The organism is Kineobactrum salinum (assembly GCF_010669285.1).
GTDB lineage: Bacteria > Pseudomonadota > Gammaproteobacteria > Pseudomonadales > Halieaceae > Kineobactrum > Kineobactrum salinum.
On the sequence record NZ_CP048711.1, the window covers coordinates 3,314,185 to 3,328,984 of the forward strand.

The window sequence follows — 14,800 nt, forward strand, 5'->3', positions numbered from 1 at the left end:
GCATTTTCCTGCCGGCAAAGTCTGTGGCAAACATTCTGGTACAGACTCCTGATCCCTGCGATCATGGCGTATGAACTCCTTCGATGAACTGCCACTGGATCCGGCCCTGCGCGACGCGGTCGAGCTTGCCGGTTATGTGACGCCCACGCCCATCCAGGCAGGCACCCTGCCCGCAATCCTCGCGGGCCGTGACGTCCTCGCCCAGGCCCCGACAGGCAGTGGCAAGACCGCGGCCTTTGGCCTGGGCCTGCTGCAACGCCTGGATGTGTCCACAAGCCGTACCCAGGCACTGGTACTGTGCCCGACCCGTGAACTGGCGGATCAGGTGGCCAGAGAGCTGCGGCGGCTGGCGGTGGGCATCCCCAATGTGAAACTGACCCTGCTGACGGGCGGTATCTCGCCGGGGCCGCAGTTGGCCTCCCTGGCACATGCGCCGCACATTGTGGTGGGGACTCCGGGCCGGGTGCAGAAAATGCTCCACCAACAGGCCCTGGACCCGGCAGCGATTGCGCTGCTGGTGCTGGACGAGGCGGACCGCATGCTCGATATGGGGTTCGAGGAGGCGATTCGGGAGATAGTCGACCAATTGCCCGCAAAACGGCAGTCCCTGCTGTTTTCTGCCACCTGGCCCGCCTCGATCCGCGCCATCGGCCGCAGCGCGTTGCGCGACCCCCTCGAGGTATCAGTGGCAGCCAGTGGTGAGCAGCCCGTGGTGGAGCAGTGGTTCCATGAGTTGGGGCAACAGGCGGACAAGCCCGCCGCCGTGGCCGGGTTGCTGCTGCAGCACCGGCCCGAGTCCACAGTCGTGTTCTGCAATACCAGACGGGATGTCGATGAGCTGGTAGTGGCGCTGGCGCGATTCGGCGTTGTCAGTGCGGCGCTACACGGGGATCTGGAGCAGCGCGAGCGGGATGAAGTGCTGCTGCGCTTCGCCAATCGCAGCCTCAACGTGCTCGTCGCCAGTGATGTGGCGGCGCGGGGCCTGGATGTGAAAGAGTTGGCCTGCGTGATCAATTACGAGCTGCCCGGGGATCCGGACATCTACCTGCACCGGATCGGTCGTACCGCGCGCGCCGGCAGCGGCGGCCTGGCGCTCAACCTGGTCAGCCCGCGTGAAGCTGCCAGGGTGCTGCAGCTGGAGGATCGCCACGGTCTGCAGCCGCGCTGGGCCGGCGTGAGTCCCGCTGTTGCGGGTGCCAAGCGTATCTCGCCGGCGGGCATGTCCACATTGCGCATTGAGGCGGGCCGCAGCGATAAACTGCGCCCCGGAGATGTGCTGGGGGCACTGACCGGTCCGGCCGGCCTGGAGGCCGCCATGATCGGTAAAATAGACATTTTTCCGAAGCGTGCCTATGTCGCGGTACGCTGCGACCAGGCCCAGAAGGCGCTGGCCGGCTTGCGGGCCGGGGGTATCAAGGGCCGCAAATTCCGTGTCAGCGCAATGTAGCGCGCTGGCGCAGCTACCATCATCAGCAACTGTTGCCGTTCAGGCTGACATCGTTCGGCAACCCGCACAGGCCTCAAGCCTGATCACTCGCTGCCGATATTGACAGGTGGCGGGCTGACAAGAGGGCAGCAGTGGCGACCACCCGCTATCGGGAGCAGCAATGGATGACGCAGTGGACAACCATGCCACCCTGGTGAGGGAGCAACCTGACGGGAGCGACGATCATCAGGAGCTGCTGCCGGGCACTGTGCTCAACGGCCGCTTCATCATAGAACACCTGTTGGGCCGGGGCGGCATGGGCGCGGTATACCGGGCCAGAGATCAGCGCAAGGAAGAGGCGGGGGACCGCCATCCGTGGGTGGCCCTGAAGGTGCTGTCCCGCCGTTTCCGCGACGATGCCCGCATGGCGGTGGCATTGCAACGCGAGGCCCGCAAGGCACAGGAACTGGCTCACCCGAATATCGCTACGGTCTACGACTTCGACCGTGACGGTGATGTGGTCTATCTGACCATGGCAGAGCTGGACGGTCAGCCGCTGGACCAGCTTATCGCTGCCAACCCCTCGGGGCTGTCACGTGCCCAGGCGCTGCCCATTATCAGCGGCCTGTGCCAGGGCCTGGCCTACGCTCACGCCCGCGGCATCATTCATGCGGATTTCAAGCCAGCCAATATCTTCGTCACCCAGTCCGGTGAAGTCCGAATTCTCGATTTTGGCATTGCCCGCGCGGTGCCGGTGATCCACGATGGCTCCATGCCCGACAGCGTGAATCCGGCCGGGGAAACCCACTTTTATGCCGGTGATCTCAGTGCCCTGACCCCATCCTATGCCGCGCTGGAAACGTTTGCCGGCGAGGAGAGTTATCCGGCGGATGACGTCTATGCGCTCGCCATCGTGTGTTACCAGGTGCTGACGGGCAGGCACCCCTTCGACAGCATGCCGGCGCCGGAGGCCGCACGCCGGCGGCTCAGGCCACGTCCGGTGAGAGGGCTGCGGCGCCATGAATGGCGGTCCATCAAGCGGGGTCTCGCCTTTGAGCGCAACGGACGGCCGCGGGATGCTGCAGCCTTCCTGCGCGCCTTCAAGGGCACGTCACGGCTGCAGGTGGCCGCCGGTATTGCTGTCGCGGCAGGTTTGCTGGTGCTGGGCTGGGAGGGGTACAAGGAGTGGGACCATCGCTCCCGCCTCGCTCCGGCTATTGCCTTCGATCAACTGGCCCAGGAAAAGCGGCGCCAGATCGAGCATCTGCTGGACGAAAGTATCGTGTTGCGCTATGAGAATGACCGGACCACAGCGCTCGCCCGGTATCGCGAGGCCTATGCGCTGCATCCCCGCAACCGCTGGGTAACCGACGAGATGGAGGAAGTGCTGCAGGAAATGAGTGCCGCGGTGCTCGACCTGCCCACCGATACAGTGGCAATCCGGGAACTGCTCGCGCAGGTGGAGCAGGTGATGGCTACCGATGCCTTCCTGGCCAGCAGGGAAGAACTGCTGGAACTGAGACAGGCCTTGCGGCGCGCCCTGGACTGACGCCGGCCACAGGCTTGTTGTTGTCATCGTCCGGGTCTATAGTCGGGCCATATTTTTTTGCTGGCATCGCTATGGCTGAAAGAAAACTTGAGCAACGCTCCTTCCTGCTCTGCCTGGTTGCGGTCACTGGTCTGTTCCTGCTGTTGCTGAAACCCTTCTTCGCGCCGGTGCTGTGGGCCTGTGTCATTGCGGTGCTGTTCCACCCCATGCAGCTGCGGCTGCAGCGCGCCTGGGGTGACCGTCCCAACCTGATAGCGCTGACGACCCTGCTCGCCTGCGTGGTGCTGCTGGTGATTCCCGTATTGGGGGTACTGGCTTCGTTCCTGCAGCAGGGGCTTGCGCTGTACCAGCAGATAGATGAGGGCGACATCCAGCCAGGCCAGTATGTCGACCAGATTCGCAGTGCGTTTCCCGCCCTCCAGGCATTGCTGGATCGTTTCGGTATCGACATGGAAAAGCTGCGCTCCGCTGCGACTGGCGCGGTCGTGGCCAGCAGCCGTTTCCTGGCCCAGAATGCGCTGGCGGTGGGGCAGAGTACCTTTGGCTTCTTTCTCAAGCTCGCGTTGATGTTGTACGTAGCCTATTTTCTGTTGCGCGACGGCAGCCGCCTGACCACGGCGCTGGTGGATGCCCTGCCGCTGGGAGATGAGCGCGAACGCCTGCTGTTCCGCAAGTTTGCCGAAGTCACCCGCGCCACCGTCAAGGGCAATCTGCTGGTGGCGATGGTTCAGGGCGCCCTGGGGGGCCTGATCTTCTGGATTCTGGGGTTGCCGGCACCGTTGTTATGGGGTGTGGTGATGGCCATCCTGTCCCTGATTCCAGCCGTTGGTGCGGGCCTGGTCTGGCTGCCCGCAGCGATTTACCTGTACGCCGTGGGGGAGTGGACTTCGGCCACGGTGATGCTGGCTTACGGCATCACCGTCATCGGTTTGGCGGACAACGTGCTGCGGCCGATCCTGGTGGGCCGCGACACCAAGCTGCCCGACTGGATGGTACTGCTGTCCACGCTGGGCGGCCTGGCCATGTTCGGCATCAATGGCTTTGTTGTCGGCCCGTTGATTGCGGTGTTGTTCATTGCCTTCTGGCAGATATTCAGCCGCGAATTCAACGAGCCGACTTCGGTTTCCGACCAGCAGCAGCTCGCCTCGCCCGAGACAGCGGAATAGGATAGAACCTTCCCCTCGCTCGGTCACGCGGCTAGTATTCACTGCCCGCGTGGCCTTTTTTCTTTCGCTACAGGGACCGCACCAGATGGCCGCCATCAACCGGCAGTGCCACACCGTTGATGAAGGAGCCCGCATCACTGGCCAGCAACAGTAGCGGCAGGCTCAGTTCATCCATCTGGCCGAGGCGGCGAGGCGGTATTTTGTGGAGGTATTCGCGGCCTTTCTCCGAGCGGAAAAAATCACTGTTGATTTCGGTTTCGAAGTAGCCCGGGCACAGCGCATTGACCCGGATGCCGTGACGCCAGAGCTCCAGCGCCGAGTTCCTGGTCAACTGCACCACGCCAGCCTTGGCGGTGGCGTAGAGGCTGTTGTTGACGCCGGGGTGCAGGCCCAGGATGGAGGCAATATTGACAATGCTGCCGCCGACCCCGGCCCGCAGCATGCGTTCGGTAGCCTGGCGCGATACCCGCCATACCGCCTTCAGGTTGGTATCGACGATGAAGTCCCACTGTTCTTCGGTACTGTCCGCGAACCGGGCGGGATCGGCCACGCCGGCGTTGTTGATCACTACCGTGATCGTCCCATGCGCCTGCTCCACCCGGTCGAATGCCGCGGCAATCGAGGCCGCGTCATTCACATCCATGGCGACGGCCATTGCCTGGCCACCCTCTTGCCGGATGGCCTCCACCAGGGAATCCAGCCGCTCCAACCGTCTTGCCGCCGCGACGACGGTGGCACCAGCCCGTGCCAGTACTTTTGCGAAATGGGCGCCAAGCCCGCTGGAGGCACCGGTAACCAGGCTTATCCGGCCCGACAGGTCCAGCGCATCCTTCATGGTGTCATGCATGGTCGAGAAACTCACAGCGCCGATTTCCGGCAACGGCGAGGGATTATGAAAGAAGAGGCGGCATGAGTCCAATGCCGGGAGCGGCCGCCTCGCTGTGTAAAAATACCGCGGAACGGGTTTCCCGCTTGCAGTTTCGGGTCTGGATGGGCAAGCTTGGCGCTGGCGTAAATAGCGCCGTATATTCATTGCTTTGAGACCAGCATCAATCATGCCCTCTGCCAGCCTCATCATGCAACCCGTGCGCCGTGTGCCCTTTCACGCGGTGCGGCTGCGTGTATGGCCATGGTTGCGGCGGGTGGAGCGAGCTGAGTAATTGAAGCGAGTTTTACCAAGGCCGCAGCGCTTTTGCCCTGCGGCCTTTTTGTTTGTGACCACAGGTGACTGAGGCACTGCGACCCTCACTGACTAGGGCCATGTTAATAGTGTGAACAGGCCCTAAGGAGAAGGATGCTCATGCACATCCCCCTGGCCTATCTGGCGGTTGTCCTGATCTGGTCGACCACCCCGCTCGCCATCGTCTGGAGCGGCGAAACCATACACCCGGTGCTGGCCGCCTGGGTGCGCATGGCGCTGGCCGCATTGCTGGGCTGGTTGCTGCTGCGGGTGCTGCGAGTGCCGCTGCTGTGGCGCGGAACAGCCCTGCGCGGCTATTGCTACGCGCTGATCGGGGTCTATGGCGCCCTCTGCCTGAGTTACATCGCCGCCAGGCAGGTGCCGTCGGGGCTGATCTCCGTGCTGTTCGGGCTGTCGCCCATCCTGTCGGCACTGTTTGCCCAATGGCTCGCTGATGAACCGCCCATGCCGCTCTATCGCTGGTTTGCCTGTGCGCTCGCGCTGGCCGGCCTGGCCAGCATTTTCGTCGGCGACGTGGCCATCAGGGCGGATATGCTGGCCGGGGTGTCGATGCTGCTGGTCGCCGTCATGCTGCACAGCTACAGTGCGGTGATGGTGAAGAAGACGGCCTCGCCAGCCCACCCGCTGGCCCAAACGGTGGGCACGCTGATCCTGAGCCAGCCCTTCTTTGCGGTGACCTGGCTGCTAATGGATGGCAGTCTGCCCCAGTTGCACTGGGATTCGGCCTCCCCCTGGGCCGTGCTCTACCTGGCCCTGTTCGGCTCACTGCTGGGCTTCGTCAGTTACTATCATGTGTTGCATCACCTCAACGTCAGCACGGTGGCACTGGTCACGCTGATTACGCCCGTGTTCGCCCTGCTGCTCGGATACGGGCTGAATGACGAGACAATCTCACCGGCGTTGATCCTTGGCAGTGCGCTGATCCTTACAGGGCTGGGGATATTCTTTTTTGGCCCCAGACTGGCTGCGCGATGGAGAGCCCGCGCGGTCGAAAAGCGTGGGATTACATGACATGAAACGCGCTGCGTTGCTGCCACCCGAAGACTCATCATGCTGGCCGGGTGTGACACGAGCTGCTACTATCTGGCGCTTTGTTTTTTGTGGGGATTGTTGAAGCAACGCAACGCCTCTGGATCTTGCGGGAGTAAACCGTGATTATCGATTTGGCAGATGAAGCGGCCGCGCCGGGGGATCAGGTCGCAAATGTCTGTGTGGTGGGCGCCGGTCCCGCTGGTATCAGTTTGGCGCTGGAGCTGGCGCGCGCCCGTCCCGACTGGCATATCCTGCTGGTGGAGGCGGGCGGTCCGGACAATGCCAGCGATCGTGAGAAGGACATCTACCGGGTGACCCCGGTGGGAAAGAGCTATTCAGTGCTGGAGATTTCGCGGCGCCGCAAGCTGGGCGGGACCTCGGCTCACTGGGGCGGCTGGAGCAAGCCGCTGGACGCCACCGACTTCGAAAGCAACCCTGGCTGGGATGTGCCGGCCTGGCCGTTCGGCCCGGAAGAACTGGCGCCCTGGGTGCCGCGGGCGCTGGCCTGGACTGATATCGAAGGGGATTTCTTCAGCGTTGATCCGCTGCGCCAGCGGCACGAAGAGAAACTGCTGTCACTGGGCGCGCAGTCACGGCTGGGTGAGCATCTGTTCCGGTTCAGTCCGCCGACCCGGTTCGGTGACCGCTATCGTGATGACCTCGCCGCCCAGGAGAATCTGAGCTGCCTGTTGCACGCCAATCTCTACCAGTTGTCGCGCAAGGGCGACCGGATTACCGGCGCCCGGGTTCGTTCGCTGGATGGCGCTTCCGTTCACATTACCGCCGACCGCTTTGTGCTGGCCCTGGGCGGCATGGAGACGACCCGCTATTTACTCAACCTGCGCGGGGACGAAGCCGCTGACGGGGACGGTATCCATTCCCCGCACCTGGGACGCTACTTCGCCGACCACTACGGCTTGCGGCCGGGCGTAGTGCTGGCCCGGGAAGGTCTCCGGTACCACCGTTTTGGCGATGACTCCGGCCCTGTGATGCCGGTGTTGACGTTCTCGGCAAGCGATATTCGCCAACACGGCCACCACAACTGCTGCATGATGCTGCATGCCCGCAGCGAGGACGATTCACTGCTGGCGTCCTACGGCGGGTCCGCGGCGCTGGGCTTTGCCGGGGGCGGGGACTACTGGCACTACCGGGTGCAGATGATCATTGAACCGCGCCCCAATCCGGCCAGTACCCTGACCCTGACCGAGGAGCGCTGTGAACTGGGGCTGCGCCGGATGCAACTGGCGTGGCAGCCCCATCCCGCGGATTTTGACTCGGCCTACGCACTGTTCAGCACTCTGGGAGAGGAACTCGGTCGCACGGGCCTGGGGCGCTCCCGGCTGGCCAAACCGGATTCGGCGGAGGTGCGCCAGAATGTCTCCGGCGCCTGCCATCACCTGGGTACTACCCGTATGGCCGCCCGCAGCGAAGATGGCGTGGTCGACCCCGACCTGAAGGTCTACGGTACTGCCAATCTGTATGTGGCCAGCTCCTCTGTCTTTCCACGCTACGGCTACGCCAACCCGACCCTGACCATCATCGCGCTGGCGGCGCGGCTGGCACGGCACCTGGCGGGTAATGGGGCGGGAGCAGCAACATGATTACACGGCGCGATTTCGTGGTCGCCGGCTTGGCGGCGGGCGGTACTGCAGCGGTGATACAACTGCTGTATCTGCCGGGAGATGCCGATGGTTCGTCGGCCACATCATCACTGGCGGAGCAACAGCTGAATATCGTCTCGGGTCTGGGGGTGCGCATGGACGAGCTGCTGCAGTCCCTGGAAGGCGCCGATAGACTTGGCGAGTCCTGGATAGGTTCGCTGGCGGCTGCCCCATCATTGCGGGAGCTCGGTACCATCGTCGACGGACGAATCGATCTGCAGGCGCCGGATCTGGGTGCTGCAACCGCGCAGCGCGTGCGACAGGACTTCGTCGATAATCAGCTGTGCGAACTGGACGGCTGGCAGCTCAGCCTGCTCGAATGCCAGCTGGCGGGATTGCGCCACCTGGCCATTGCAGCGGATCCCGCCAACCTGCCGCTGATGCGCGCCCGTGAGCAAGCAGCCCTGCAGGAGAGCCTTACCGAAGGTGAGATTGCACCGCTGGCCAACTGGGGCCCGCGCAAGACCGTGCAGGGGCAGAAATTCAATGAGCAGGCGGACGGCCACAGCGGCCTCTGGTTCCAGTTTGACAACGCCCCCAATCGCGCCCGGATCATGATCGATGGCGAACTGGCGCGCACCCGTGTGTCCTCCAAGGTGGTGACCTCGGGGCTGTTTGGCGAGATGCAGGATCGCATCCTGGCCACGCCGGGCGAATACGAGATTGCGCTGGTGGACCCGATCAAGAAGATCAAGCAGCCGGTTGGGATGCTGGTGGTGGAGCCCGATCCGGCACTGGCCACGGACGGGCAGGCGTCGGGTACCGGGTTCTGCGAAATCAGCAAATGGGGGCCCCGGCAGACCACAGTCGGTGTGGCGCCCAACGTCCAGCCGGACGGCTCCATGGGCTTGTGGGTACACACTGATTGCCTGCCGGAAGGGACCGAACTGCTGTTTGTCGACGACGTTCTGGGCTTTACGCGGACCTCTTTCGGCCTGACGGCCAGAATACCCCTGGCGCTGCTGGAGAGTCCGGGGGATAAACCTGTCTACCTCCACAATCCGCGTACCGGCAACCGGCAACTGATCGGCAAATTCCGGGTGCAGGAGTAGGGCGGGGGTTAGTGGGCCCTGCGCAAAATTCGGTTCCTGATCTTTTCGCTACAGGGCCCAGAGTTCTCCCGGCCTCCACCGACATCACTGTTTCTGCTGTTCCTCATTACTGTTGGAGGCCGCTTCGGTATAGGGTTCGAAGGGGCCCAGCGGGCATGAACCCAGCCGCATTCCCAGCGATGTGTCGACCACTGAAATGATATCCAGGTCACAGTAGGAGTTGAGGGAGGTCTCATGCAGGAAGCTGTTGTGCTTCAAGCCTGAGCATCGGTAGGGCAGGTGGTTGATATACTTCTCGTCGCCGTGCATGTGAAAGATCAGGGTCTGGTTGTCTACTGTCTCAATCCGGTCAATCCGGGATATCGACAGGCAGCGGCGATCCCGGGGTTTTTCGCTGTCGGCTGCTGCTTGCGCTGTCGCAGTCTGCACAGCAACTGTGAGGGCGGCGGTCAATCCGCCCGCGATGATCGTACCAGCTATTGAATTGCGCATATCCATTTTCCCTGGCAGTTGTTGACGTGGTTTCCTGTACAGCTTTGGCTCGTCGGGAGCCGGGAAGTTCCCGGGTCTTTCCGGTTGCTGCTCGCGCACGGAGTACCGGATTCTCTGCCTGGTTTGCGAGCAGACCGCGGCGACACTTCGTTCGGCGGCTTCCACCGGTACCGCGGCGCTGGGTCTGTGTTATGCCCTATACTGGCAGCAATAATCCTATGCCCTGGAGTTGTCCTTGCAAGTAACTGCTTCATTCCCCTGGTGCCGCGGCGGGTGTCTGGGGTGAAACTGTTCAGTCTGGCTGCCGTAGTTGCCCTGGGCTATGTCGGGGTGACTCTGATGTACGCTCTGCTCCAGCGGTCGCTGGTGTACTACCCGCAAGCACAGGCAGAAGATGCTGCGGTGGCGGCGGTCAGGCGCGCGGGCGGCGAGCCCTGGCTGGATGAAGAGGGCCGCTGGCTGGGTTGGTGGCAGGGCGATGCCGGGGCCCGGCACCGCGTTCTGGTCCTGCATGGCAATGCCGGACACGCGCTGTCCCGACGCTACTGGGTCGATCTGTTCCAAAGCTTTCACGCCTCGGGTCCGTGGCGAGTGCATGTGCTGGAATACCCCGGCTACGGGCCCCGCCCGGGCGTGCCTACTGAAGCCAGCTTACGCGACGCGGCCCTGCAGGCGCTGGACCACTTACAGGCGGAGGATAGCGCGCCGGTCCTGTTGTTGGGGGAATCACTGGGCAGCGGGGTTGCCGCCCATCTGGTGGCGCAGCGCCGTGACGCAGTAGCGGGTCTACTGTTGGTCACCCCGTTCTCATCGCTGGTCGCAGCTGCTCGCCATCATTTGCCACTGCTCCCCGTATCCCTGCTGATGCTTGATCGCTTCGACACCCGCGGGTTGCTGGCCGATTACGAGGGTCCGCTGGTGGTTGTGACCGGCAGTGAAGACCGGGTGGTACCGGAAAAGCTGGCATTGCCGCTGGTGCAGGACCACCGGGGACCGCTGCTGCACTGGAGCCAGCCGGGCGCCGATCACAACGCGATAGACCTCAATCCGCGCGCTGGTGGCTGGCAGGATATCGACCAGTTTTTACGCAGACACATTTCTGATTGATGCCCGGCCGCTGACCCGGGCACGTTCTCACGGGCACCTTCCCCGGCTTGTCCCTGGCCCGCTGCGGCTCTACTATCAATGCAATGGCAGCACAGGACCCAGCGACTACGCGCAAAATCATCCATATCGATATGGATGCTTTTTTCGCCAGCGTCGAACAGCGCGACCACCCGGAACTGCGGGGCCGGCCGGTGGCAGTGGGTGGCTCCGCCCAACGTGGGGTTGTCGCCGCGGCCAGTTACGAGGCGCGGGTGTTCGGCGTGCGTTCGGCGATGGCTTCGGTGACCGCAAAAAGACGCTGCCCGCAACTGATATTCGTGCCGCCACGGTTCGATGTCTACCGCGAAGTGTCGCAGCAGATCCGGCTGATATTTGCCCGCTACAGCGACCTGGTGGAACCTCTGTCGCTGGATGAGGCCTACCTGGACGTCACCCGGGACAAGCTGGGCATTGGCAGTGCCACCCGGATTGCGCAGCTGATCCGCAGCGAGATCCGGGAGCAAACCGGGCTGACCGCCAGTGCCGGGGTGAGCTACAACAAGTTTCTCGCCAAGGTGGCCTCGGACCAGAACAAGCCCGACGGGATTTTCGTGGTACTGCCGCAGCACGGGGCCGGGTTTGTCGCCACTTTAGCGGCGCGTCGCTTCTATGGCGTGGGTCCCAAGACCGCGCAACGCATGGCCCGTCTGGGAATTCATGTGGGCGCGGATCTGCGGGCCCGGGATCGCGAATTCCTGCAGGTACATTTTGGCAAGTCCGCCGATTACCTGTATCAGGCCTGCCGCGGCGAGGATCACCGTCCGGTGCGGCCAGATCGGTTGCGCAAATCCATCGGCGGCGAACGCACCTACGGCGAAGACCTGTGCGAGCCCGCTGCGCTGGACGCTGCCCTGGTGCAGATCATCGACCTGGTGTGGGACCGGGTTTCGAGCCGGCAGGCCTTGGGGCGCACCGTCACGCTGAAAGTGAAGTATGCGGATTTTCAGCAGATCACCCGGGCCCGCTCGGTTCCGGATCCAGTACGCGGCAAGACTGAATTTTCGGCTCTCGCGCGCGAGCTGATGCAATCGATACTGCCGCTGGAGCAGGGGGTGCGCTTGCTGGGCCTCACGCTGTCGGGCTTGTGCGAAGGGCCGGGGGCCGCGCCAGAGTCCGTTGTGGCAGAACCGATGCCGGTGCAACAGGTACTGCAATTCCAGGCTGACACCGAGACCTGCGCGAGATAAAGCGTCCTCTTGCTGCGGGCTAGTACAGCCCACAGTGGTCCAGCGTACAGAGCAGCCGGGCGCGCTGGCGTATCCTGCCGGCGTAGCCACAGGGAGTATGCCGACATGAACAAATCAATGCTGAGCGGAATTGTGCTGGGGGTGGCGATCGCTGCCGCTGGCGGCGTCGTGGCGAGCTATAACTGGCTCGATGTCAGCGGCGATCATGCGCAAGTCCTCGAGGTGAGCGAAGTGCGTGAGACCGTGCAGACCCCGCGGGAGGTCTGCCAGAACGTGCAGGTGACACGGCAGCAGCCGGTCAAGGATGAGCATCGGGTACTGGGCACCGTGGCCGGCGCGGTAGTGGGTGGCGTGCTCGGCAACCAGGTCGGGGACGGCAGCGGCAAGAAAGTTGCCACTGTGGCGGGTGCCGCTGCGGGTGGTTATGCGGGCAACAAGACCCAGGAGCGTATCCAGGCGGGCAGCACCTATGTGACCACCGAGCGCCAGTGCGAAACCGTGACCGACTCGCGCGAAGAAGTCCGCGGTTACGATGTCAAATACCGTCTGGACGGCGAAGAGGGCAGCGTGCGCATGGCCTACCACCCCGGTGACCGGATTCCGGTAACCGACGGCCAGCTGGTGCTCGAAAAATAATCGAACGGTCCATCGGCCGCAGGTTGTAGTTAATGTGAGCGGCGCTGCAGGCCCAGCTCCTCAAGCAGTGCATCGGCGTTATAGACGGAACGCAACGCCTCGGCGATGAAGCCCGCGTGAACTGAGACCGCCCGGTTGAGTCGCTCGTCGTACCAGTAGGCCCCGCCCAGGGAGTGGATATTGCCGTCGAAGATCAGGCCCACCACCTCCGCGTCGCGGTTGATCATCGGGCTGCCGGAATTGCCGCCGATGATATCGTGGGTGGTGACCATGTTCATCCGTTGCTGCAGGTTCAGCGCATCCTTCTCCGCCAGCCAGCGCTCGGACAAGGCATAGGGCGGGTTCCCGGTATGGCGGCGGTAGGCGCCCGCCAGCTCGGTAAACGGCGGAATCTCGCGTTCGCCCTCGCGCCAGCCCCGCACCTGGCCGTAGGACAGGCGCAGGGTCAGGGTGGCATCCGGGTAGGTGTCGGTACCTTCCAGCTCGAACAACACCCGCGCAATCAGTTGCTGGTTTTCGGTTTCAACGGTCTCCACTTCGTTCTCGTAGCGTTCGTAGAGTGCCCGTGCCTCACCGTCGATGCGCCTGGCCAGCTGGATCATCGGATCGTCCGCGGCGGCGACGGCTTCGGCACCGCCCTCCCAGAGACTGCGCCGGTAGTCGACGTCAAACAGGCGGGTGTCGCGTACCAGTTTCCGCGCCAGGGTCTCCGGGCCGTATTCGGCGAACACCTGTTGTACGAAGGGATCATCGGTACCGAGTACCTCGCGCAGCTTGGTAAGGGACCAGGCCAGCTTCTGTTCTTCGTATTCGCTGTAAATGGGGGCGGGTGACAGTACCGAGCGTTCCAGCGACTGCAGCGCGGTCTCGCGATATTCACGCATGCGCTCTTCACTGGGCAGGGTGCGCTCGGTGCCCGCGCGGACCAGGGCGCGCGCCAGCGAGAACAGGCGGCTCTGGAATCCCCGTCCGCCCTCTATCATCGCATAGCGCTGATGCATCGCGCGGTACTGCTCCTGCGCCTGGGCGATTCTGTCCCAGGCCTGGCCGTATTCGGCAATGCGTGCCGGCGCTGCCTGTACCCAGTCGCGCAGAGCCTGTTCCTCGCGCTGCTTGAACGCGAATACGGCCGGATCCTGCAGCGCCTGCAACTGGCCTCTGAGCACCTTGTAGGTGTTTTCGATACGCAGGATTTCGCTCTGTGCATAGCGTGCCTGCTCATCACCCCGCGACGCATACTGGTTCAACATGCCGCGCAGTTCGGCGACGTAGAGCAGCCGGTCCAGCAGGGTAAGGTCCCGTCGCAGCTGCAGTTGTGCCACCGTCAGCAGGCGCTGGGTGGTGCCGGGGTGTCCAGTCACGAACACCAGCTCCTCCTCCTCGGCGCCCGCCGCATTCCAGTTGAAATGGTCCGGTGTGGCGGCCGGCGTACCGTTTTCATAGGCCCGTAGAAACGAAGCATCGAGGACGTAGCGGGGGAAATTGAAGTTGTCCGGATCGCCGCCAAAAAAGGATGCCTTCAATTCGGGCGACCAGACCAGGCGCACATCGTCGTAGCGCTTGTAGCGGTACAGGTGGTAGCGACCGCCGTGGTAGAGGGTGACCACATCGCAGCGCACGCTGTCGTCGCCGTCCACGCAGGCCTGCTCAATGCGGCTCATTGCGGCCCGGCGCGCATCGCCCGCGGGGACGCTGGAGACTTCCGCGGTGACATCGCTGGTTGCCATCAACTGGTTGAGCTCGACGTTGGGACACTGCCGCTCGGCCTCGCGGCCGGCGGCGTAAAAACCGTCCTGGAGCAGATTTTCATCGGCACTGGACAGTTGCTCGATGCAGGTCCACAGGCAATGGTGGTTGGTGAGCACCAGGCCCTCGGGCGATACAAAGGAGCCGGAACAGCCGGCTGCGAGGCGGACCGATGCGCGCTGTACCTGCCGAACCCAATCCGGTTCCGGCTCAAACCCGAAATTCTTTTGCAGTGCGTTGCGGGGCAGGTTGTCAAGCGTCCACATCCCCTCGGCGGCAAGTGCCAGGGCAGGGGTGAGGACAAGGGTTAGAAACAACGACAGTATTCTCATGGCAAATCCTTGGCACTGGCAGGCGTCCGTGAGGCCGCTTGCATCCTGTTATGGTGCTGGCAGGGCGAGGCACGAGAGCTGGGCCCCTCCGCCAGCGAAGCTGCCAGTATAGGAAATCTGTCTGCACGGGGGAACAGCAATTTCGCCTTACAATTTCCGGAATTGCTGTTGCGG

At 63.4% G+C, this 14,800-nt stretch carries 12 protein-coding genes; 9 read left to right on the forward strand and 3 right to left on the reverse strand.

The window, feature by feature from the left end:
* Positions 1-70 precede the first annotated feature (70 nt).
* The 3 genes from dbpA to G3T16_RS14620 all read left to right on the forward strand — a co-directional run bounded on the left by dbpA (position 71) and on the right by G3T16_RS14620 (position 4,141).
* Entirely contained in the window at positions 71-1,447 is a 1,377-nt protein-coding gene (gene dbpA, locus G3T16_RS14610) for an ATP-dependent RNA helicase DbpA (RefSeq protein ID WP_163495880.1), read from the forward strand.
* 160 nt (positions 1,448-1,607) lie between these two features.
* Entirely contained in the window at positions 1,608-2,975 is a 1,368-nt protein-coding gene (locus G3T16_RS14615) for a serine/threonine-protein kinase (protein WP_163495881.1), read from the forward strand.
* A 71-nt stretch (positions 2,976-3,046) separates the two neighbouring features.
* Complete coding sequence (locus G3T16_RS14620; RefSeq protein ID WP_163495882.1) at positions 3,047-4,141, forward strand: AI-2E family transporter; 1,095 nt, start codon at positions 3,047-3,049, stop codon at positions 4,139-4,141.
* A gap of 67 nt (positions 4,142-4,208) precedes the next feature.
* On the opposite strand, the gene G3T16_RS14625 is transcribed toward G3T16_RS14620, so the two are convergent.
* Complete coding sequence (locus G3T16_RS14625) at positions 4,209-5,003, reverse strand: SDR family NAD(P)-dependent oxidoreductase (RefSeq protein WP_232059098.1); 795 nt, start codon at positions 5,001-5,003, stop codon at positions 4,209-4,211.
* A 438-nt stretch (positions 5,004-5,441) separates the two neighbouring features.
* On the opposite strand from G3T16_RS14625, the gene G3T16_RS14630 reads away from it, so the two are divergent.
* The 3 genes from G3T16_RS14630 (at position 5,442) to G3T16_RS14640 (ending at position 9,087) form a co-directional block, all read left to right on the forward strand.
* A complete protein-coding gene (locus tag G3T16_RS14630; RefSeq protein WP_163495883.1) occupies positions 5,442-6,353 on the forward strand; it encodes a DMT family transporter in 912 nt (303 codons plus the stop codon).
* Between the two features lie 140 nt (positions 6,354-6,493).
* Entirely contained in the window at positions 6,494-7,975 is a 1,482-nt protein-coding gene (locus G3T16_RS14635; protein ID WP_163495884.1) for a GMC oxidoreductase, read from the forward strand.
* Entirely contained in the window at positions 7,972-9,087 is a 1,116-nt protein-coding gene (locus tag G3T16_RS14640; RefSeq protein ID WP_163495885.1) for a twin-arginine translocation signal domain-containing protein, read from the forward strand. Before G3T16_RS14635 ends, G3T16_RS14640 begins: the two co-directional genes overlap by 4 nt.
* 84 nt (positions 9,088-9,171) lie before the next feature.
* On the opposite strand, the gene G3T16_RS14645 is transcribed toward G3T16_RS14640, so the two are convergent.
* Complete coding sequence (locus G3T16_RS14645; protein WP_163495886.1) at positions 9,172-9,579, reverse strand: hypothetical protein; 408 nt, start codon at positions 9,577-9,579, stop codon at positions 9,172-9,174.
* A 282-nt stretch (positions 9,580-9,861) separates the two neighbouring features.
* On the opposite strand from G3T16_RS14645, the gene G3T16_RS14650 reads away from it, so the two are divergent.
* From G3T16_RS14650 to G3T16_RS14660, 3 genes are all read left to right on the forward strand, one after another.
* Positions 9,862-10,686 carry an alpha/beta hydrolase gene (locus tag G3T16_RS14650; protein WP_163495887.1) on the forward strand — a complete coding sequence of 275 codons (825 nt, stop codon included), beginning with the start codon at positions 9,862-9,864 and terminating at the stop codon, positions 10,684-10,686.
* A gap of 83 nt (positions 10,687-10,769) precedes the next feature.
* Positions 10,770-11,912, forward strand: a complete 1,143-nt coding sequence (dinB, locus tag G3T16_RS14655; RefSeq protein WP_163495888.1) for a DNA polymerase IV — start codon at positions 10,770-10,772, stop codon at positions 11,910-11,912.
* A gap of 105 nt (positions 11,913-12,017) precedes the next feature.
* Positions 12,018-12,548 (forward strand): glycine zipper 2TM domain-containing protein, encoded by a 531-nt coding sequence (locus tag G3T16_RS14660; RefSeq protein WP_163495889.1) that lies wholly within the window; start codon positions 12,018-12,020, stop codon positions 12,546-12,548.
* Positions 12,549-12,577: 29 nt separating this feature from the next.
* On the opposite strand, the gene G3T16_RS14665 is transcribed toward G3T16_RS14660, so the two are convergent.
* Positions 12,578-14,626 carry a S46 family peptidase gene (locus G3T16_RS14665; RefSeq protein ID WP_163495890.1) on the reverse strand — a complete coding sequence of 683 codons (2,049 nt, stop codon included), beginning with the start codon at positions 14,624-14,626 and terminating at the stop codon, positions 12,578-12,580.
* Positions 14,627-14,800 lie beyond the last annotated feature (174 nt).